The 20,407-nt window shown below is 39.2% G+C and carries 20 protein-coding genes; 16 read left to right on the top strand and 4 right to left on the bottom strand.

Annotated elements, in window-relative coordinates; translation table 11 throughout:
• Positions 1-5 precede the first annotated feature (5 nt).
• Positions 6-203 (top strand): hypothetical protein, encoded by a 198-nt coding sequence (locus tag C9J31_RS04765; RefSeq protein ID WP_107923202.1) that lies wholly within the window; start codon positions 6-8, stop codon positions 201-203.
• Positions 204-596: 393 nt separating this feature from the next.
• Positions 597-1,391 (top strand): inositol monophosphatase family protein, encoded by a 795-nt coding sequence (locus C9J31_RS04770; protein WP_107923201.1) that lies wholly within the window; start codon positions 597-599, stop codon positions 1,389-1,391.
• A gap of 112 nt (positions 1,392-1,503) precedes the next feature.
• Here C9J31_RS04770 and C9J31_RS04775 read toward each other — a convergent pair whose 3' ends face one another.
• The gene (locus C9J31_RS04775) at positions 1,504-1,689 is read right to left on the bottom strand and encodes a DUF5325 family protein (protein WP_054767091.1); all 186 of its coding nucleotides are present in this window, start codon (positions 1,687-1,689) and stop codon (positions 1,504-1,506) included.
• Between the two features lie 143 nt (positions 1,690-1,832).
• Between C9J31_RS04775 and typA the strand changes: the two genes are divergently transcribed.
• The 5 genes from typA to C9J31_RS04800 all read left to right on the top strand — a co-directional run bounded on the left by typA (position 1,833) and on the right by C9J31_RS04800 (position 6,913).
• On the top strand, positions 1,833-3,677 hold the full coding sequence (gene typA, locus C9J31_RS04780) for a translational GTPase TypA (RefSeq protein WP_107923200.1): 1,845 nt from the start codon (positions 1,833-1,835) through the stop codon (positions 3,675-3,677).
• A gap of 30 nt (positions 3,678-3,707) precedes the next feature.
• The gene (locus C9J31_RS04785; RefSeq protein ID WP_107947626.1) at positions 3,708-4,106 is read left to right on the top strand and encodes a YlaH-like family protein; all 399 of its coding nucleotides are present in this window, start codon (positions 3,708-3,710) and stop codon (positions 4,104-4,106) included.
• Positions 4,107-4,366: 260 nt separating this feature from the next.
• Positions 4,367-5,359 (top strand): ABC transporter substrate-binding protein, encoded by a 993-nt coding sequence (locus tag C9J31_RS04790; protein ID WP_107947628.1) that lies wholly within the window; start codon positions 4,367-4,369, stop codon positions 5,357-5,359.
• Complete coding sequence (locus tag C9J31_RS04795) at positions 5,359-6,126, top strand: ABC transporter ATP-binding protein (RefSeq protein WP_107947630.1); 768 nt, start codon at positions 5,359-5,361, stop codon at positions 6,124-6,126. Before C9J31_RS04790 ends, C9J31_RS04795 begins: the two co-directional genes overlap by 1 nt.
• Positions 6,119-6,913, top strand: a complete 795-nt coding sequence (locus tag C9J31_RS04800; RefSeq protein ID WP_107947631.1) for an ABC transporter permease — start codon at positions 6,119-6,121, stop codon at positions 6,911-6,913. The genes C9J31_RS04795 and C9J31_RS04800 overlap by 8 nt, the downstream gene beginning before the upstream one ends.
• Positions 6,914-7,667: 754 nt before the next feature.
• Here the strand turns inward: C9J31_RS04800 and C9J31_RS04805 are convergent.
• Both C9J31_RS04805 and C9J31_RS04810 read right to left on the bottom strand, forming a co-directional pair.
• Positions 7,668-7,871 (bottom strand): YlaI family protein, encoded by a 204-nt coding sequence (locus C9J31_RS04805; RefSeq protein ID WP_010858286.1) that lies wholly within the window; start codon positions 7,869-7,871, stop codon positions 7,668-7,670.
• A 12-nt stretch (positions 7,872-7,883) separates the two neighbouring features.
• Positions 7,884-8,384, bottom strand: a complete 501-nt coding sequence (locus tag C9J31_RS04810) for a molybdopterin-binding protein (protein WP_107923194.1) — start codon at positions 8,382-8,384, stop codon at positions 7,884-7,886.
• A gap of 181 nt (positions 8,385-8,565) precedes the next feature.
• On the opposite strand from C9J31_RS04810, the gene C9J31_RS04815 reads away from it, so the two are divergent.
• The 5 genes from C9J31_RS04815 (at position 8,566) to C9J31_RS04835 (ending at position 14,438) form a co-directional block, all read left to right on the top strand.
• Positions 8,566-8,847 (top strand): Fpa/YlaN family protein, encoded by a 282-nt coding sequence (locus tag C9J31_RS04815; RefSeq protein ID WP_004224778.1) that lies wholly within the window; start codon positions 8,566-8,568, stop codon positions 8,845-8,847.
• A 61-nt stretch (positions 8,848-8,908) separates the two neighbouring features.
• Positions 8,909-10,090 (top strand): FtsW/RodA/SpoVE family cell cycle protein, encoded by a 1,182-nt coding sequence (locus C9J31_RS04820; protein WP_107947633.1) that lies wholly within the window; start codon positions 8,909-8,911, stop codon positions 10,088-10,090.
• Positions 10,091-10,101: 11 nt separating this feature from the next.
• Positions 10,102-13,536, top strand: coding sequence for a pyruvate carboxylase (gene pyc, locus C9J31_RS04825; RefSeq protein WP_107947635.1), 3,435 nt, complete (start codon positions 10,102-10,104; stop codon positions 13,534-13,536).
• 114 nt (positions 13,537-13,650) lie between these two features.
• Positions 13,651-13,869, top strand: a complete 219-nt coding sequence (locus C9J31_RS23540) for a TetR family transcriptional regulator C-terminal domain-containing protein (protein WP_235616168.1) — start codon at positions 13,651-13,653, stop codon at positions 13,867-13,869.
• Positions 13,870-14,243: 374 nt separating this feature from the next.
• The gene (locus tag C9J31_RS04835; protein ID WP_107923191.1) at positions 14,244-14,438 is read left to right on the top strand and encodes a hypothetical protein; all 195 of its coding nucleotides are present in this window, start codon (positions 14,244-14,246) and stop codon (positions 14,436-14,438) included.
• Between the two features lie 47 nt (positions 14,439-14,485).
• Here the strand turns inward: C9J31_RS04835 and C9J31_RS04840 are convergent, their stop codons facing one another.
• Positions 14,486-15,409: a COX15/CtaA family protein gene (locus tag C9J31_RS04840; protein WP_054767093.1), complete on the bottom strand. Its 924-nt coding sequence runs from the start codon at positions 15,407-15,409 to the stop codon at positions 14,486-14,488.
• Positions 15,410-15,745: 336 nt separating this feature from the next.
• Between C9J31_RS04840 and cyoE the strand changes: the two genes are divergently transcribed.
• The 4 genes from cyoE to C9J31_RS04860 all read left to right on the top strand — a co-directional run bounded on the left by cyoE (position 15,746) and on the right by C9J31_RS04860 (position 20,407).
• A complete protein-coding gene (cyoE, locus tag C9J31_RS04845) occupies positions 15,746-16,663 on the top strand; it encodes a heme o synthase (RefSeq protein ID WP_107947636.1) in 918 nt (305 codons plus the stop codon).
• 101 nt (positions 16,664-16,764) lie between these two features.
• Positions 16,765-17,853, top strand: coding sequence for a cytochrome c oxidase subunit II (gene coxB, locus C9J31_RS04850; RefSeq protein WP_107947637.1), 1,089 nt, complete (start codon positions 16,765-16,767; stop codon positions 17,851-17,853).
• Positions 17,854-17,894: 41 nt separating this feature from the next.
• Positions 17,895-19,781 (top strand): cytochrome c oxidase subunit I, encoded by a 1,887-nt coding sequence (ctaD, locus tag C9J31_RS04855; RefSeq protein ID WP_054767095.1) that lies wholly within the window; start codon positions 17,895-17,897, stop codon positions 19,779-19,781.
• Entirely contained in the window at positions 19,781-20,407 is a 627-nt protein-coding gene (locus C9J31_RS04860) for a cytochrome c oxidase subunit 3 (RefSeq protein WP_107923189.1), read from the top strand. The genes ctaD and C9J31_RS04860 overlap by 1 nt, the downstream gene beginning before the upstream one ends.

The following is a 20,407-nucleotide window of genomic DNA, read 5'->3' on the forward strand; positions in this document are numbered from 1 at the left end:
TTTTTATGAAACAGATCGTAAAAATTATACGAAAAGTTGACATTGAAAAGCAATATGAACACATTTTGCAATTAGAATTAGATTATGAATTAGCTTCCTTATTCTCTGCTATGAATGAAAAAAATGAGCTTGAGATTGAAAAAAGTAAAAAACGTCTGGCAGAAATCCAGATGGAGCTTGAAAGTTTGCACGCCTATGCGTAAAAAAAAATTCATACCCATATAAAATCACTTGCTGAATATTCCGACAGCAGGTGATTTTTGTTGTTATAAAGGGTAAAATAGATAATATATCATAATAGAAAGTGTAGTGGCTAGGGCTCTGTTTAGAGAGGTGTGTTTAACACTGTCTAAAGGTGCTGTCGCATGTTTGAAGCGTATTTCTATTGTCTATTGTGTTTATTTACGTTGTGGGCTCTACTACACGGTAGGATGCGATGGTAGCGTAATCGTAGGAGGTAGTGCCTTTGTTTAGCCAGCACCTAGCGATGGAGAAGGGGCTATATTGACAAGACAGTAGCATACTGAAGTAAAGGATATAGTGGTTTTACTGATGGGCGTTTATGCGCTTTTCTTATATACGAAGGGTGGGTAATTATGAGTTTACAACGAATCGATGAATTTGCGAAAAGTATTATTTTTGAAGCGGGTAAACGCATTAGAAATGCATTTTCCTACAATTTAGTTATTGAAACAAAATCTAATGCAAATGATCTTGTTACAAATATTGACCGTGAAACAGAATTATTTTTCATAGAAAAAATTAAAACGTTTGACCCGACCCATAAAATCTTAGGCGAAGAGGGAATGGGTGAGAAGGTTGAATCGTTAGATGGTATTGTTTGGATTATTGATCCAATTGACGGCACCATGAATTTTGTCAAACAACATCGACACTTTATGATTTCAATTGGAATATTTATTAACGGTATTGGTAAGCTCGGTTACATATTCGATGTTATGCGTGAAGACTTATTCTATGCAGTCGCTGGCGAAGGGGCTTGGTACAATGATTCACCGCTACGTAAATTGCAGCCAGTTTCAATTGAAGAGTCAGTGATTGGTATTAATGCAAGTTGGGTGGCGCCAAATCGACATATCCATCATGAAAAAGTTATTGAATTGATTCGGAAAGTTCGTGGTACACGTTCATATGGCTCGGCAGCTATGGAAATAGCTTTTGTTGTAAGTGGTAAGTTAGATGCTTATGTCTCCATGCGACTGTCTCCATGGGATATCGCCGGGGGGACAATTATCGCTAAGGAAGTTGGTGCAATTGCAACGAATTTACATGGAGAAGATTTTGATTTTCTAAATCAAGATACTTTTATCATCGCAAACCCTTCCATCCATAAAGAGTTATTAGACAAATATATTGTGCCTTATCGCTAAGAAAGGAGCTGTCCATTATTTGGACAGCTCCTTCGCCTTGTAGACTAAAGTATTTTACAACACAGGCGTCAATAGATGCTGTTAAGCTTTAATCGCCACCTTAGTTATTACATTATAGTAAACCTTGTTCACGTAGTTTACGTTTCATTTTAAAGGCTGTCATGAAAATGACACAAGTAGCCACAATGCCTGCTAATATGCCAAATCCACTACGAGCTGCTACGGAATAACCGATAGCACACATTGCTAATATAGCCGCCAATGCATAAATGGCCATTACGAATTTTGCACGATTCATAGCCGAGCCTCCTATTTTATTATAAATTTTTGATTCAAAAATATTTTTTTTAGAATGATAGAAATTCTAATAAGGACATTTACATCCTTCTTGTGCTATAATATCACAGTTAAACATACGAAAAAAGAATATGGAGTGGAATAATGACAAACTTACGTCAAGATCTTCGCAATATCGCAATTATCGCCCACGTTGACCATGGTAAAACTACTTTAGTCGACCAATTATTAAAACAATCAGGTACATTCCGTTCAAACGAACGTGTTGAAGAACGTGCAATGGACTCTAATGATATTGAACGCGAACGTGGTATTACGATTTTAGCTAAAAATACAGCAGTAAACTATGAAGGAACTCGTATCAACATCCTTGATACGCCTGGACACGCTGACTTCGGTGGTGAGGTAGAACGTATTTTAAAAATGGTAGACGGCGTTTTACTAGTTGTCGATGCGTATGAAGGTTGTATGCCTCAAACACGTTTCGTACTGAAAAAAGCATTAGAACAACGCTTAACACCAATCGTTGTTGTGAACAAAGTGGACAAAGATTCAGCTCGCCCACTAGAAGTAGTAGATGAAGTGCTTGAATTATTCATCGAGCTAGGTGCAGATGACGATCAATTAGACTTCCCAGTTGTTTATGCTTCAGGAGTAAATGGTACAGCTTCGTTGGACGCTGATCCATCTAAACAAGAAGAAAATATGAAATGTCTATTTGAAAAAGTTATTGAGGCTATCCCAGCACCAGTTGATAACTCAGAAGAACCATTACAATTCCAAGTAGCTTTACTTGATTATAATGACTTCGTTGGACGTATCGGGATTGGTCGTGTATTCCGCGGAACAATTTCTGTAGGTCAACAAGTTGCACTGATGAAATTAGACGGTACAGTGAAAAACTTCCGTGTAACAAAAATCTTTGGTTTCTTCGGCTTAAAACGTGAAGAAGTAGAGACAGCAAAAGCTGGTGACTTAATCGCCGTTTCAGGTATGGAAGATATCAATGTTGGTGAAACAGTTTGTCCTGTTGAGCACCAAGAGGCGCTTACGCCTTTACGTATCGATGAGCCAACTTTACAAATGACTTTCTTAGTAAACAATTCTCCATTCGCAGGTCGTGAAGGGAAATGGGTTACTTCTCGTAAAGTAGAAGAGCGTTTACGTGCTCAATTACAAACTGACGTATCTTTACGTGTTGAAGATACGGATTCTCCAGATGCTTGGACAGTTTCAGGTCGTGGTGAGCTTCACTTATCAATCCTGATCGAAAATATGCGTCGTGAAGGTTTCGAATTACAAGTATCTAAACCGCAAGTAATCGTGCGTGAAATCGATGGCGTAAAATGTGAACCATTTGAACGCGTTCAAATCGATGTTCCTGAAGAAAATGTTGGTTCAATTATTGAATCCATTGGTACTCGTAAAGGCGAAATGCTTGATATGGTGAACAACGGCAGTGGTCAAGTTCGTTTAACGTTCTTAGTACCAGCTCGTGGATTAATCGGTTATACAACTGAATTTATGTCAATGACAAAAGGTTTCGGTATTATCAACCATACGTTTGATTGCTACCAACCATTATTACCAGGTAAAATTGGTGGACGTCACCAAGGCGTACTCGTTTCAATGGAAACTGGTAAATCAACAACTTATGGTATGATGCAAATTGAAGACCGTGGTACACTATTCTTGGAGCCAGGTACAGATATTTACGAAGGTATGATCGTTGGAGAAAATACTCGTGACGCTGATATCACTGTAAACATCACAAAAATGAAACAAAAAACAAACATCCGTTCAGCAAATAAAGACCAAACGAATGTTATTAAAAAACCACGTATTTTATCTTTAGAAGAAGCACTTGAATACCTAGGTGATGATGAGTACTTAGAAATCACACCAGAATCTATTCGTCTTCGTAAAAAAATTCTAGATAAAAACGAACGTGAGAAAGCAGCGAAAAAATTACGTAACGCAGAACAATAATTTTCCGCTGCAATGAAAGGAAGAGGAGTCTTGGATATAAAGTCCGCTTTATTGGGTGAACTAAATGTTATTCAAGTTGCTGCATCAACAAATGCAGAGGAGACAACAAGGGTTTATGAGAGAATGGCTGGTATAACAAGATTTTTATATGAAAATTTACCGAGCTATGAAATTGCAGGCTATGTTGTATTTCTTCTTGTATTTGTACTTTCTGCAATTGTCTATAAATTAGGCTTTGCAAAAAAGTTAAAGCTATCTCAAAATATTGTCATTTATGTGTTCCTATTTGTGGGATGTATTATGTTGACATTTTTCGCGTTATTCCTACCTATGATTGAAGGCCTCATCGTAGCGGCGTTAATTTTGATTATATACAAAACACGAATGTGGCGAGAAAAAAGAGAAGAGCAACAAGCTGCCAATCAATGAGAGTAGCTTGGCTCCTATCCTGTGAAACTTACATTAAGTTTTTATGGCATAAAACAGTCTTAGCATGTATTTGCTAAGACTGTTTTTCTGTGGTTAGAGAGATAAGTATTAACGTCTTTAGCAATCTACATAGGAAAGAACTCCTTCACACTTAATTTCAATCAATGGTGTTTCGCGAAGTAAAATGGTTGGCACCGAAATCTTCTAACGTGAATAAGTTAATGTCGATAGGCTATTTCATCAATCAGGGAGGAAATGGAATGCGTTGGCTTAAAAAAGGTTTTTTATTTAGTGGTATTGCTTTGTTGCTCCTTTCATTGGCGGCGTGTAATAAAGCTGAGCTCGAAAAAGTCAAAGTTGGAGAAGTGACGCGCTCGATTTTCTATGCACCGCAATACGTAGCCCTTGAAAAAGGTTTTTTCGAAGATGAAGGGCTGTCGGTTGAACTTCAAACAATAGCAGGTGGCGATAAGACAATGACAGCGTTACTGTCGGATGGCATTGATATCGCCTTAGTTGGCTCAGAAACATCTATATATGTAACGGCGCAAGGCTCAAATGATCCGATTCAAAACTTTGCACAATTAACGCAAACAGATGGTACATTTTTAGTTGCGCGTGAAAAGATTGAAAACTTTTCGTGGGAAGAGTTAAAAGGGTCTACATTCCTAGGGCAACGTAAAGGTGGAATGCCTCAAATGGCAGGCGAATTTGTGTTGAAAAAGCATGGCATTGATCCTACAAAAGATCTAACACTCATTCAAAATATTGATTTTGCTAATATTGCTACTGCCTTCGCCTCTGGAACTGGAGATTTTGTTCAGTTATTTGAACCAACCGCTAGTGTATTTGAAAAAGAAGGCAAGGGCTATATTGTTGCCTCATTTGGCACTGAATCGGGTCACTTACCTTATACTTCATTTATGGCAAAAAGCAGTTATTTAGAGGATGATGCCAAAACAGTTCAGAGCTTTACAAATGCATTGAAGCGAGCGCAAGATTTTGTGCAGGAAAAAAGTTCTGCTGAAATTGCGAAAATTATTCAGCCCTATTTTGAAAATGTCGATGTAGCTGTAATTGAAACAGTTGTTGAGCGCTATAAATCTCAGGGCTCATTTGCAACTGATGCAATTTTAGATGAAGCAGAATGGGATAACCTACAAACGATAATGGAGGAAGCAGGTGAACTTCCTCAACGTGTAGATTATGAAAAGCTTGTAAATACAACGTTTGCTAAAAAGGCTGCAGAGTAATGGGGTTTTTAGAGCTCGAACATATTCACCACAGCTATTTTTCAAGTACGCAGGCAAAGGAAGTTTTACGTGATATTAGTTTAACTATTCGAGAAGGTGAGTTTGTATCTTTTATAGGGCCAAGTGGCTGTGGTAAAACAACTCTATTGTCGATAATTGCTGGATTATTTCGTTCGACAGAAGGTAAGGTGTTTATTGACAATGAAGAAATTTCCCCACATAATCAGTCACTCATTGGCTATATGCTGCAACAAGATTATTTATTTCCGTGGAAAACAATAGAAGAAAATGTCACAATTGGCTTAAAATTAATTGAACGCAACAAAAAATCACATAAGGTAACAGCGAATGCACTTTTACAAGAAATTGGTTTGCCGCATGTTGGGAGCAGTTATCCAAGAGAATTATCTGGGGGAATGCGTCAGCGTGTAGCTTTGGCAAGAACCCTGGCAGTTAACCCCAAAATCTTATTGCTTGATGAACCATTTTCTGCACTTGATTATCAATCAAAATTAAAGCTGGAGGACTTAGTCGTTGAAACATTAAAGGCCTATCATAAAACGGCGATTCTCGTGACTCATGATATTGGTGAAGCCATTGCAATGAGTGAACGAGTATTTCTCTTTTCAGCAAACCCGGGTACTTTGCATAAAGTGTTTGAAATACCAACAGAATTACAAGAGTTATCACCTTTTGATGTAAGACAACATCCGGCATATTCAGAAGTATTCCAAACGATTTGGAAGGAGCTGGAGAGCCTTGGATAACACACAATTTAAACAATACTTGCAGTTGCTTAAAAAAGAAAAACGTTTCGTGCGGTTATATCAACTGATTATCTTAGTCGTATTTTTTGGTGGGTGGGAATTATTTTCAAGACTTGAATGGATTGATCGCTTAATTTTTAGTTCACCAACTCGTGTGTGGCACACGTTTATAGAAAAAGTGAGTGATGGTTCGTTAACTTTACATGTTAGTGTGACCCTTATGGAGACGATTATTGGCTTTATTGCGGGTACTTTACTAGGGACGTTAATCGCAACAGTACTTTGGTGGTCACCTATGTTATCAAAGATACTAGACCCGTATTTAGTAATTTTAAATGCAATGCCAAAAGTTGCGCTCGGACCGATTCTAATCGTTGCACTCGGCCCAGGATACTTTTCAATTATCGCCATGGGTGCACTGATTTCGATTATCATTACAACTATTGTTGTTTATACCGCCTTTAAGGGAGTTGATCCGAATTATAGTAAAGTTTTGCAAACATTCGGAGCAACAAGGTGGCAAACATTTAAAGAGGTCATTTTACCAGCATCATTCCCAACAATTATTTCAACATTGAAGGTTAATGTTGGGTTGTCATGGGTCGGAGTTATCGTAGGCGAGTTTTTAGTGGCGTCGAAAGGACTTGGCTATTTAATCATTTATGGCTTCCAAGTATTTAACTTTAATCTTGTGCTAATGTCGCTGCTCATTATCGCTTTTTTTGCCACTATTATGTATCAAGTTGTCGAATTGATTGAGAAGGCGATTATAAAAAATAATGGTTAATTGACAAGAGGCTGGGACAAAAGAGAAAAAGTGTTAGATTGACTGATGTCGATCTAACACTTTTTTGCTGTGAACGTTATGTCCACTACGGCGGACGCTTTCCGGGGGCGTGTAGTCTCAGGCGTCATGCTAATCCCACAGGAGTCGCCGCCTTCGCTACCATCAACTAGTGCACTCTTCTAAATTTTTTTTATTCTAAAAGGAAGAACGTCAAAATTTTTCTTTATTTTAGATAGCAAAAATTTAATAATACATTTGCTTTTCTTTCTTAAAATTTAAAGTTTTGTCCCAGCCCCTTTTAGGCGGTAGACAAACTCAAAAGATTGAGTTTGTTTACCATCTTTTTTTAAAAGATAGAAGTATCTATATGGACCCATTGATTTCCACTAAGGCGGACGCTTTGTAGCGGGCATGGCTTCAGTCTCGCCGCTAAGTTTCTGCGGAAACTTCAGCTCATGCTATTCCCGCAGGAAGCTTTGTTCTGTAGTGAAAGGGCAATGCCGCCAGCTACACTAGCCTGCGCTCCAATCAATTCGAGACGTCTAAAAATGATGCGACGATGGATAGGATGACTTAAAAATATAAATAATGAACAAGATCCATAGTGAAGTTTGAAAAAGAACAAATAAAAGAAATCAAGATGACTACGGCTGAACCAGAGAGTGGGGCGCCACTTGAATGAAAATCACAAAAAAAATCAAAAGGTTTCGAGAATGACCAGCATACCCGAAACCTTTTGTATTGTTAATGAATCTTAAAACTCTTTATCCATATGTGGAGACGTACGATAGAAACGGAAGTTACCCGTTTCTATTCGTGTTACTGTATTTTGTTTAATACGATCATGACAGGTGTCGCACATATACGTATGAATCGGACGATTGCGTAATTTTTTTGCTAACGGTAAATCATCATCTAACTGGTTAATCGTATCGCAAATGACACATTTTACGCGCATAGCATACCCTCCCTATTCTGCACGAATGGCTAACACATTTTTAATAGGATTGTCTACATTTGAGCCGTCTCCGAACAATACATGAACGGGTCCATCTTCATTTAACGGCTTACCATCTTGGCTGTATTTAAAAATAAGTGTATATGCTTCTTCAATGGTAAATGTATGTTCTTGACCTTCTTGACATTCAATGACGATTTTTGTCGCTTCCGGTTTAATGTCAGCGTTTTTCAAAAAATGACTTAATTCGATACCAAAAGTTCCTGTTTCCATTCCTTTACGGTCGAATTTTCGTTCTGATTTTAATGTTGGTGGGAAAGTAGCACCTTCCATAATTTCACGTGACCAGTGAGCACCAACTTCACGCATATATTTTGTATCCGCATCTTCCTCGTCTACTTTTGTGTGGAAGTATGTGTTTAAGTCTAGTTTACGGTCATCGAAAATCCAAACAGTTGGATCTAATGTAAGTTGATATGAAACTGCACCCTTGATAGGAATAATTGTTTCCATAATAGAAATCCTCCTCAAATCTTGTATATCCATGAAATAGTATACCGCTAATGACAGGAGATAATAAAGAAATATAATTCGAATTGTCTTTTTACAACGAAGACACTTGCATTTTTAACGACTAGAAGATAAACTTTATTAAGATAGAATCGAAGAAATATCAGATAATGGGGGCGTCCTCATGGATACGAAATCACAAACTTCTTTTCAAGAGAAGGCTTTGGAGCTATTAGTAGCTGATGCAGATAAAATTGCTCGCCTCATTCGAGTACAAATGGATCATTTAACAATGCCACAATGCCCTTTATATGAGGAAGTATTAGATACACAAATGTTCGGCCTTTCACGTGAAATAGACTTTGCTGTGAAGCTTGGACTCATTGAACGCGAAAAAGGCAAAGAAATTCTCGACTCGCTCGAGAAAGAACTTTCTGTACTACATGACGCGTATACAGACAAATAAAAAGAAAAAACTCAAACGCTCCTTGCGATTTGAGTTTTTTTTCTAGAACGAGGTTTTCACAATGAAACAATATCTAAAACGCTATGCACAAAATTTTGATTATCCATTATTTTTTACGGTCCTATTGTTAAGTCTCTTTGGATTAGTGATGATTTATAGTTCAAGTATGATGGTGGCGATAGTAAGAGAGGGACAAGCGCCAGATTACTTTTATCTCAAACAGGTGAAAAACCTAACAGTGGCATTTTTAGCTTTTTTAGTAGCAGCAATTTTCCCGTATAAGCATTATGCTAATAAAAATATAATGTTGCTATTAACGGTTATATTAGTGGTGCTCTTTACCTGGTTAAAAGTAGCGGGTTTTGGTGCTGAAGAGGTAGGCTCGCAAAGTTGGATTATTGTTCCAGGATTAGGGAATTTCCAACCTTCCGAGTATGCGAAACTATTTATAATTTTATATTTTGCTGCTGCATTTTATCGCAAAGCACAAAAATATACGTTTGAAAAGCTGCAACCAACGGAGATTTTTTATCCGATATTTCTTTGGATACTTGTTGTAGCCAGTGTTGCCTTTGAAACCGATTTAGGAGCTGTAATTATTCTTTGTGGGATTGCTATTTCTGTCGTAGCAGCGAGTGGTATACCATTTAAAATATTTTGGAAATTTTTTGGCGTGTTAGGGGCGTTTGGTGGTATTATTTTAACTCTACTCTTTGCCTTTAAAGGGCAAGTGTTAACCGAAAAACGAATGGGTCGTATCCAATCTTACTTTAATCCATTCGATTATGAGGATACAATTGGTCATCAGGTTGTAAATGGTTATTACGCAATTGGTGGTGGTGGTTTAGAAGGTAGAGGTCTGGGGCAATCGATTCAAAAGTTAGGTTATCTACCAGAACCTCACACAGATTTTATTATGGCGATTATTATGGAGGAACTCGGTATTTGGGGAGTTCTGATTGTCATAAGTGGTTTAGGATTTATCGTATATAAAGGTATTTCAATCGCACTGCGTACGAAAGATCCGTTAGCACGCATGATTGCGGCTGGTATATCATGCTGGATTGCATGGCAGACGTTTATTAATCTTGGGGGTGTAACTGGGATAATCCCGTTAACCGGTGTAACGCTACCTTTTATTAGTTATGGCGGGACATCTATAATTTTGCTATCTTTAGCTATGGGAATATTAGTGAATATTTCCATGTTTGAAAAGGTAGCAAGAAAAAGTTCACAATCATAAGGGGGATACTAATGGAATCAATCAACAAAATTCTTGTAGCAAATAGGGGAGAAATTGCAATTCGTATTTTCCGTGCGTGTACGGAGCTAAACATTCGCACTGTGGCTATTTATTCGCGTGAAGATAGTGGGGCATTCCATCGCTATAAAGCGGACGAGGCGTATTTAGTCGGTGCTGGCAAGAAACCAATCGATGCTTATTTAGATATCGAGGGCATCATTTCCATTGCCAAAGATGCAGGTGTTGATGCGATTCATCCAGGTTATGGTTTTTTATCTGAAAATGTGGACTTTGCCCGCCGTTGTGAAGAAGAGGGCATTCTTTTTATCGGGCCAACCTCGCAGCACCTCGATATGTTCGGTGATAAGGTGAAGGCACGCGAACAGGCTGTGCGTGCAGATATTCCGGTGATCCCTGGGACAGATGGCCCAGTGGCTTCGGTCGAAGAAGTGCTCACATTTGGTGCGCAATATGGCTATCCATTGATGATTAAAGCGTCCTTAGGTGGTGGAGGGCGTGGTATGCGCGTTGTTCACACGCAGGAAGAGGCAACATCAGCCTACGAGCGCGCCAAATCAGAAGCCAAAGCTGCCTTTGGTTCAGACGAAGTATACGTAGAAAAATGTATTTTACAGCCTAAACATATTGAAGTACAAATTATCGGAGACAAAGACGGCAATATCGTCCATTTATATGAACGAGATTGTTCGATCCAGCGTCGCCATCAAAAAGTCGTTGAAATCGCCCCATCTAATTCTTTGTCAGAAAATTTACGCAATCGAATTTGCGATGCAGCCGTGAAACTGATGAAAAATGTCTCGTACATAAATGCAGGGACAGTGGAGTTTTTAGTCGCGGGAGAAGATTTTTATTTCATTGAGGTTAATCCTCGTATCCAAGTGGAGCATACCATTACTGAAATGATTACAGGTATTGATATTGTGCATGCCCAAATCAAGGTAGCGGCGGGCTACGGTTTGCATAGCGAAGCGATTCATATACCTGAGCAGGCAGCTATTCCGTTGTTTGGTTATGCCATTCAAGCACGTGTTACGACTGAAGACCCCGCCAATGACTTTATGCCGGATACAGGCAAGCTGATGGTCTACCGTTCAAGTGGCGGCTTTGGCGTACGCTTAGATGCCGGCAATGGCTTCCAAGGAGCCGTGGTTACACCTTATTACGATTCCTTACTCGTGAAAATTTCAACATCAGGCATGACATTTAAAGAAGCCGCAGCGAAGATGGATCGCAATTTAAAAGAATTTCGTATCCGTGGCGTGAAAACGAATATTCCGTTTTTAAATAATGTCGTGACACATGAAAAATTTATCTCAGGTGCGTTTGATACAAGCTTTATTGATACAACGCCTGAATTATTTAACTTCCCGGTGCGTCAAGACCGAGGCACGAAATTACTGACCTATATCGGCAATGTCACATTAAATGGCTTCCCAGGGGTGGAAAAGAAGGCCAAGCCTATTTTCACGCAGCCACTTAAACCATTAGTAGACTTGAATGGTCAGCCTTTAACGGGCACAAAGCAGATTTTAGAGACGCAAGGTGCAGAGGGGCTCGTTAAATGGATTCTTGCACAGGACGATGTGTTGTTAACCGATACAACGTTTCGTGATGCCCATCAATCCTTATTAGCGACACGTGTGCGTTCCCAGGATATGTTCCAAATTGCCGATGAAACAGCGCGCATGATGCACAATTTCTTCTCCCTTGAAATGTGGGGTGGAGCTACATTTGACGTGGCGTATCGCTTCTTAAAAGAAGACCCGTGGGAGCGATTAGCCAAACTACGCGCACAAGTACCGAATGTGTTATTCCAAATGTTACTGCGCGGAGCCAATGCGGTGGGCTACACGAACTATCCAGACAATTTAATCCGTGCGTTTATTGCCGAATCGGCCGCATCAGGCATTGATGTGTTCCGTATTTTCGATAGTTTGAACTGGATAAAAGGCATGGAAGTGGCGATAGATGCAGCGCGTACGTCGGGTAAAGTCGCCGAAGCTGCCATCTGCTACACGGGGGATATTTTCGACGATACCCGTGCGAAATACTCGGTGCAATATTACAAAGATATGGCGCAGGAGCTAGAGGCGGCCGGTGCCCATATTTTAGCGATTAAAGATATGGCCGGTTTATTGAAGCCAGAAGCAGCCTACCGTTTAATTTCGGAGCTAAAAGAGGCGACAAGCCTACCGATTCATCTGCATACACATGATACAAGTGGTAATGGGATTTATGTATACGCAAAAGCAATCGAGGCTGGGGTGGATATCATTGATACAGCCCTCGGGTCAATGGCCGGCTTAACATCACAGCCAAGTGCCAACTCATTGTACTATGCCATGAAGGGCGGCAAACGAGCGATTCGTGCCGATATCGAGTCACTCGAAAAACTATCATACTACTGGGAAGATGTGCGGAAATACTATAAAGATTTCGAAAGTGGCATGATGAGTCCGCATTCGGAAATTTATGTGCATGAGATGCCAGGTGGTCAATACAGTAACCTCCAGCAGCAGGCAAAAGCAGTAGGGCTGGGCGACCGTTGGGATGAAGTAAAGCGCATGTATGCTCGAGTCAACCTGTTATTTGGCGATATTGTGAAAGTTACACCGTCGTCCAAAGTTGTCGGCGATATGGCGTTATTCATGGTGCAAAATGAGCTGGATGAAGACAATATCCTGACAAAGGGAAAACAAATTGACTTTCCAGATTCCGTCATCGAGTTCTTCCAAGGCTATTTAGGACAGCCCCATGGCGGTTTCCCACCAGCGCTCCAACAAGTAGTCTTAAAAGATCGTGAAGCCATTACTGTGCGTGCTGGTGAGCTATTAGCGCCTGTAGACTTTGCACAATTAGAAGCCGTGCTTGAAGATAAATTACAGCGACCGGTCACAAAACAAGATATTCTCGCTTATGCCCTGTATCCAAAAGTATTTGACGAGTATGCGAAAACAGTCGAGTCGTTCGGCAATATTTCGGTATTAGATACGCCGACGTTCTTATACGGCTTAAAATTAGGCGAAGAAATTGAAGTGGAAATTGAAAAAGGCAAGACCCTCATTGTGAAGCTCGTCTCGATTGGTGAGCCTCAGCATGATGGTACACGTGTCATGTATTTTGAATTAAATGGCCAATCACGTGAACTGGTCATTCAAGATATGACCGTCGAAGTAGACGGCAGTATCGTCTTAAAGGCGGACCCAAGCAACCCGAACCAAATAGGTGCAACGATGCCTGGGACAGTGCTGAAGGTAGTCGTTTCCAAAGGTAGCCCTGTTAAACGGGGGGACCATCTACTGATTACCGAGGCCATGAAAATGGAAACAACGGTACAGGCACCAAAGGACGGGGTGGTCAAAGAGGTATACGCCACTGCGGGCGATGCTATTTCAACAGGTGATCTATTAATAGAAATTGAATAATTTAAAAAAGAAGGTTATTAGACGGCTATTTTAGCGTACTAATAATCTTTTTTCTATTTTTATAATATTTGCACATAAATTTGATTAACTAATCAAAGGTGGAGTCTATGATAGTTGATAAGAGAGGCGAGGAAACAGCAAATTATTGAAGCAACAATTGTGACATTCGATGATATCGGATATGTCAAATCGAGCCTAGCTCAAATTGCAAAACAGGCTTCCATTAGTACGACACTTGTTTCCGATCACTTCACAGACCGACAAGATTGGATTAATCAAATTATACAAGCACTACTCGAACAATGTGCAAAGCTTATGTTACGAAACATTTGAAACTGATGAGCCTAGTGTTCAACTAGCTAGCTTTGTCGAAGCGAGCACTACTTATTAAGCAACACACCCTAAGTATAATATGACATGCTAAAAATTGTTTTTTATGCACGTACTGAAAAGGCTATGCCATATTATTATAAGCTACGCGATGATGGGAATGATCCGCTACTGCTACTAATAGCGTAATGCGGGGTGTTGGAAAACGGAAAAGCTCAAGGATGTTTTAAGATTCGTTTCGTTGATGTGATGGCAAAAGTGAGACAAGGGTCGATATGTGAGTATATGGTGGGGGATCACTAGCAATTGGAGCACAGTCGTATAGTGAAGAAATAAATGAAATTATAAGAACGCAATGAAAGTAGAGGAAACAAAACATGCTTAAAAGTATATTTAACTGGATGCTTATGATTGGTTTAATATTATTAGCAGGGCGTATTATTACAGCAATTTGTTGGTTTTTCGCCATACCATTTACTACATTTTTTACAGATGTTGCACTTGTGTCATTTGGGATTTTAATTGTAGGCGCGATTGGTTCAGAAGTAACGAAAAGACAAATCAAAGCTTAAATAGAGAAAAGATTCGGCACGTTATTGTGTCGAATCTTTTTCTTTAATCATTTACTTTTCTCATTAAAATTACTACGTGCTACTAGCATAATCATATAGCACAGCAGACCGAATAAAAGTGAAATAAACAATGAATGCAATAAAGCGACTGTCAGATTTAATCTAGTAAGGACTACTAACATACCAGCTAAAACTTGTAGAATTACAATTATGAAGGCAATTACCCAACCATAATAAATAACGCGTTGATTTTTGTATTCTTTTATAGCGTGCCACGTTATGTATGTAATCCAAATGAAAATAATGAGAACTGCAAGCCGGTGTCCCATTTGCACCCATTCGTACATATTGTTTGGTAGTGCAAAAGGTGTTTCATTGTAACAAAACGGCCAATCAGGACATATTAGGCTTGAATCAGTATGGCGTACTAGCGCCCCCGTATAGACGACTAAATAAGAATAAATTGTGACAGCAATCGTATGCCAACGTAACTTTTTGCCAATAAATACGTTATCAGCATCAAATTTCCGGTCTACTTCAAATACAATCATAGAAAGAAGGAGAACCGCTGCAAAGGAAATAAGGGAAATCCCAAAATGCAGAGCAAGAATGAAATCACCTTGTCCCCAAAGCACTTGAGCTGCCCCGATAAGGGCCTGTGCAATTAAGAAGAACATTGCTAAGATACCTAAAAATTTAACTTCTCGAATATGACCGAGTTTACGCCACGTCCATATTGTTAAGGCAAGAATTGAAATTGAAACGACTCCTGTAACAAGACGATGCGAGAATTCAATTAATACTTCTGGTGTTATTTCTTTTGGAATTAGAGAACCATTGCAATCGGGCCAGTTTCGGCCACAGCCTAAGCCACTATCTGTTTTGGTAACGAGTGCCCCGCCCAGTAAAATAAGGAGCATCCCCACAGTAGCAGCAACAGCAAACCACTTCATATACCTGTTGTGTTGCATATAATGAGTCACCTACTTTATCTATCAACATTACATGAACGTAATGTTTCTGCTACTAGATAATATCTAAAATACGTTTAAAAAACAACTTGTAAAGAGAAGGGAGTAATAGATGTCGATTCCATTTCACAAATTGTTCATAATTTCGTGCTTTAACCTTCACAATTCATTTTAGAAAATGTTTTACTATAGATATGTTGTTTTTAATTATATTTCTAGACTAAGCTAATTTTTACAACTTCATCTAAATTTCACTAAACGTCTAGAAATCAATCGCAAATTTCGCTATAGTTAGTGTTAGCGGAATATGCTTACAAAAATGAAAGGAGAGGTATCATGTCAAACGGTCGTACACTGACGGTTACTAGAAATACTGAACCAGAAACAACATCTGTTGTAAAAGATTTCTTAGCACTAATAAAAATTGGAATCGTCAACTCGAATCTTGTCACAACGTTTACAGGGATGTGGCTGGCATTTCAGTTTACTGGTAGACATTTCTTGCAAGAGCTTGATGTCATATTTTGCACCATGCTGGGTGCGGCATTAATTATCGGCGGTTCGGGTGCGATGAATAATTTCATTGATCAAGATATTGACCCGATTATGAAAAGAACGAAGGCAAGACCGACAGTAACAGGTAGATTCAAGCCGAATTTTGTATTGACCATTGCCCTCTCATTTTTAATTGTAGGTGAAATTTTGTTATTTGCGGCATCATTTGCTGCCGGCATGTGGGGACTAGTAGGAATATTTGCTTATGTCGTTCTGTACTCAATGTGGTCAAAAAGGAAGCATGTTAGTAACACGGTTGTAGGAAGTATTTCTGGCGCGATTCCGCCAATCATCGGTTTCGCAGCAGTTGAACCTGCACTTGGTCCAGGAGCGCTTGCTTTATTTCTTATCATGTTTGCATGGCAACCACCGCATTTTTATGCACTTGCTATGAAACGAACAGAAGAATATCGTGCGGCTAATATTCCCATGCTACCTGTTGTAAAAGGGTTTAAACGAACAAAGTACTCAATGGTTTTCTGGATTCTTTTATTATTTCCGTTACCGTTCCTTTTAACAGAGCTAGGAAATGGCTTCTTAATACTTGCGACTGCATTGAACTTGGGTTGGGTAATACTAGCTCTTAAGGGCTTTACCACAAAAGATGATATAAAGTGGGCAAATAAAATGTTTATTTATTCGTTGAATCATATGACCATTCTATTTGTATCCATCATAATATTTGCGGTATTTAGCTAATTTTAGGAATTCTTTCTTTTCTCTAAAGAATTCATATAGACAGAACCAATGTCCTAGGTACACATGAAAATACAACAAAGAAAGAGGGGTTTAATTAAGCTATGATGAAAGGGCTTAAAAAATGGCGTCTTTTTTCACTTCTAGCAGTGATGATGGTCTTCCTTTCTGGATGTGGTGAAGAATACATTTCTGCACTGAAACCATCTGGTGAAGTAGGTAAAGAACAATTGAATTTATTACTGTTAACTACGGGAATTATGACGCTAGTAGTAGTAATAGTATCAGTTATCTATTTACTTGCATTTGTTAAGTTCCGTCGTTCTAAAGTCGGCGAGAACGTTATTCCTAAGCAAGTAGAAGGAAGTCACACACTTGAAGTGATTTGGACAGTTATTCCAATTATCTTATTATTAATTATTGCTGTACCAGTTGTGACGGCTACTTATAAATTTGCGGATGTTGCTGCAATGGACGAAGTAGACGAAAACGGTAATAAAACTGCTCTTACAGTAAATGTAACTGCAAAATTATATTGGTGGGAGTTTGAATACCCTAACCAAGGTATCGTAACTGCACAAGAATTAGTTGTACCAACAGGCGAAAAAGTTTACTTTAACTTAAAAGCTGCTGATGTTAAGCACTCATTCTGGATTCCTGCTGTAGGCGGTAAAATGGATACAAACGTAGAAAACTTAAACAAATTCTACCTCGTATTCGATAAAGAATCGAAAGACCTTAAAGACGGCGTATTTTATGGAAAATGTGCTGAATTATGTGGTCCTTCGCATGCATTAATGGACTTTAAAGTTAAATCATTAAGCCCTGAAGCATTCGATGCTTGGGTAGATACAATGAAAGCTACAGAAGGACAAACTGCTGACAAAGCATCTACAGATCTTGGTGAAGCAACATTTGCTAACAGCTGTTTAGCTTGTCATGCTGTATCAGGGGTAGGCGGAACAGGTGGATTAGGTCCTAACTTAACGACATTTGGTGACCGTAACCGTGTTGCAGGTTTCTTAGAGCACAATGAAGAAAACTTACAAGCATGGATTAAGAATCCTGGAGAATACAAACCAGGTAACTTAATGATGAATCCAGATGGTACTGCACCAATCTATGGCGACTTATCTGACGAAGAAATTCAAGCTCTTGCAACTTACATCATGGGCTTATCAGTAGAGAAATAATTTTAAGTTTTATGTAACAAACTTTGAGGGAGGTAAAAGTTGTGAGCTCATACACACAGAAAAAGGGCTTTGGAGCAACTATCTGGGACTATATTACAACTGTTGACCATAAAAAGTTAGCAGTAATGTATTTATTAGCCGGTACATTGTTCTTCGCTATCGCTGGTTTTGAAGCGTTATTAATGCGTATTCAGTTAATGAAACCGAATAACGATTTCGTTTCAGCTGGTTTTTTCAATGAATTATTAACAATGCACGGAACAACGATGTTATTCCTAGCTGCGACTCCATTATTATTCGCATTTATGAATATGCTTGTACCATTACAAATTGGTGCGCGTGACGTTGCATTCCCATTCCTTAACTCTTTAGGGTTCTGGTTATTCTTCCTAGGTGCAGTATTCCTTCACCTGTCATTCTTCATGGGTGGCGCTCCTGATGCGGGCTGGACATCTTATGCATCATTATCTTTATACTCTCCAGGACATGGTATTGACTTCTATGTACTTGGTTTACAAATTTCAGGGGCAGGTACATTAATTTCTGGTCTTAACTTCATTGTTACGATCATTACAATGCGTGCTCCAGGTATGACGTTCATGCGTATGCCATTATTCACATGGACAGCACTTGTATCAAGTGCATTAATCTTATTCGCATTCCCTCCACTTACAATCGGTTTATTAATGATGTTATTTGACCGTATGTTCGGTGGTAACTTCTTTGACCACACAATGGGTGGTAACACAATTATTTGGGAACACTTATTCTGGATTTTCGGACACCCAGAGGTTTATATCTTAGTATTACCAGCATTTGGTTTATTCTCTGAGATTATTCCAGCGTTCTCTCGTAAACGTTTATTCGGATACTCTTCAATGGTATTCGCAACAATCTTAATTGGTTTCTTAGGCTTCATGGTATGGGCCCACCACATGTTCACAGTTGGTCTTGGGCCAACAGCTAACGCAATCTTCGCTGTTGCAACAATGGCGATTGCCGTTCCAACAGGTATGAAAGTATTCAACTGGATCTTAACTATTTGGGGCGGATCTATTAAAGTTACTACACCAATGCTTTATGCACTTGGTTTCATCCCGTCATTCGTTGCGGGTGGTGTTACAGGGGTAATGCAAGCATCTGCTCCTCTTGACTACCAATTACACGATTCTTACTTTATCGTTGCTCACTTCCACTACGTAATCGTAGGTGGTATCGTAACAGCTTTATTCGGTTCAGCGCACTTCTACTGGCCAATTTTCTTCAACCGTATGTTAAACGAAACATTAGGGAAATGGACTTTCTGGGTATTCTTCATCGGATTCCATTTAACATTCTTCGTACAACATTTCTTAGGTTTAATGGGTATGCCACGTCGCGTATTCACTTACATGGAAGGTCAAGGTTGGGATCAGTTCAACTATATTTCAACAATTGGTGCATTAATGATGGGTGTTGGGGTTATCATGATGGTAATCAACTGCTTAATGTCTATCAAAGGTAAACCAGCAGGTCGCGATCCATGGGGCGATGGCCGTACATTAGAATGGGCTATTCCACAGCCAATTCCGTTCTATAACTTCCGTCAAACGCCACTTGTTCGTGGATTAGATCCTTATTGGATTGAAAAACAAGAAGGTAACAAAGAAGGTATGACATATGCTGAGCCACTTGGTGATATTCATATGCCAAACAACTCTGCAATTCCATTCGTTATTTCTTTAGGTATGTTTATCGCAGCATTCGGTGCACTTTATAATCCAGATGCAGATAAGCCATGGTCAATCTATGTACTAATCATTGGTCTTGCAATTACATTTGGTGCTATGATCGTTCGTTCTGTTAAAGATGATCACGGTTTCCACTTACACAAAGAAGAAATTCTTGAAATTGAAGAACAACTTTATGGCAAAGGAGGAAATAAATAATGGATTTCAATACTAAATTTACTCCTCATACTTGGCCAGATCATCCTGAACAAGCAACGTTAGAAGGTAAAAACAAGGTCGTTGGTTTCTGGATTTTCCTTGCCTGTGAAGTTGTGCTTTTCGCAAGTTTATTTGCTACTTACCTAGCACTTAAGAACAAAGGGCCGGCTGGCATGGAGTTCACAACACAAGATTTATTTGAATTACCGTTAGCTTTTGCAATGACGATGTTACTTTTAACATCATCACTTACATCTGTTTATGCAATTTACCATATGCGTAACTTTAACTATAAAGGAATGCAAACTTGGTTAGCTATCACTTTACTTCTAGGCCTTGGCTTCTTGGCCCTTGAAATTTACGAGTTCTATCACTATGTGCACCTTGGTTTTACTTTTAACCAATCTGCATTCGCCACTGCGTTCTATTCGCTAGTTGGTACACATGGTTTCCACGTAACATTAGGGTTAGTATGGATTACTACATTACTTATCCGTAACTCTAAACGTGGTCTTAACCTGTACAATGCGCCTAAATTCTTCGTTGCTGCCCTATACTGGCACTTTATCGACGTAGTTTGGGTATTTATCTTTACAGTAGTATACTTGATGGGAGTGATCGGATAA

The organism is Lysinibacillus parviboronicapiens (assembly GCF_003049605.2).
GTDB classification, from domain to species: Bacteria; Bacillota; Bacilli; order Bacillales_A; family Planococcaceae; genus Lysinibacillus; species Lysinibacillus parviboronicapiens.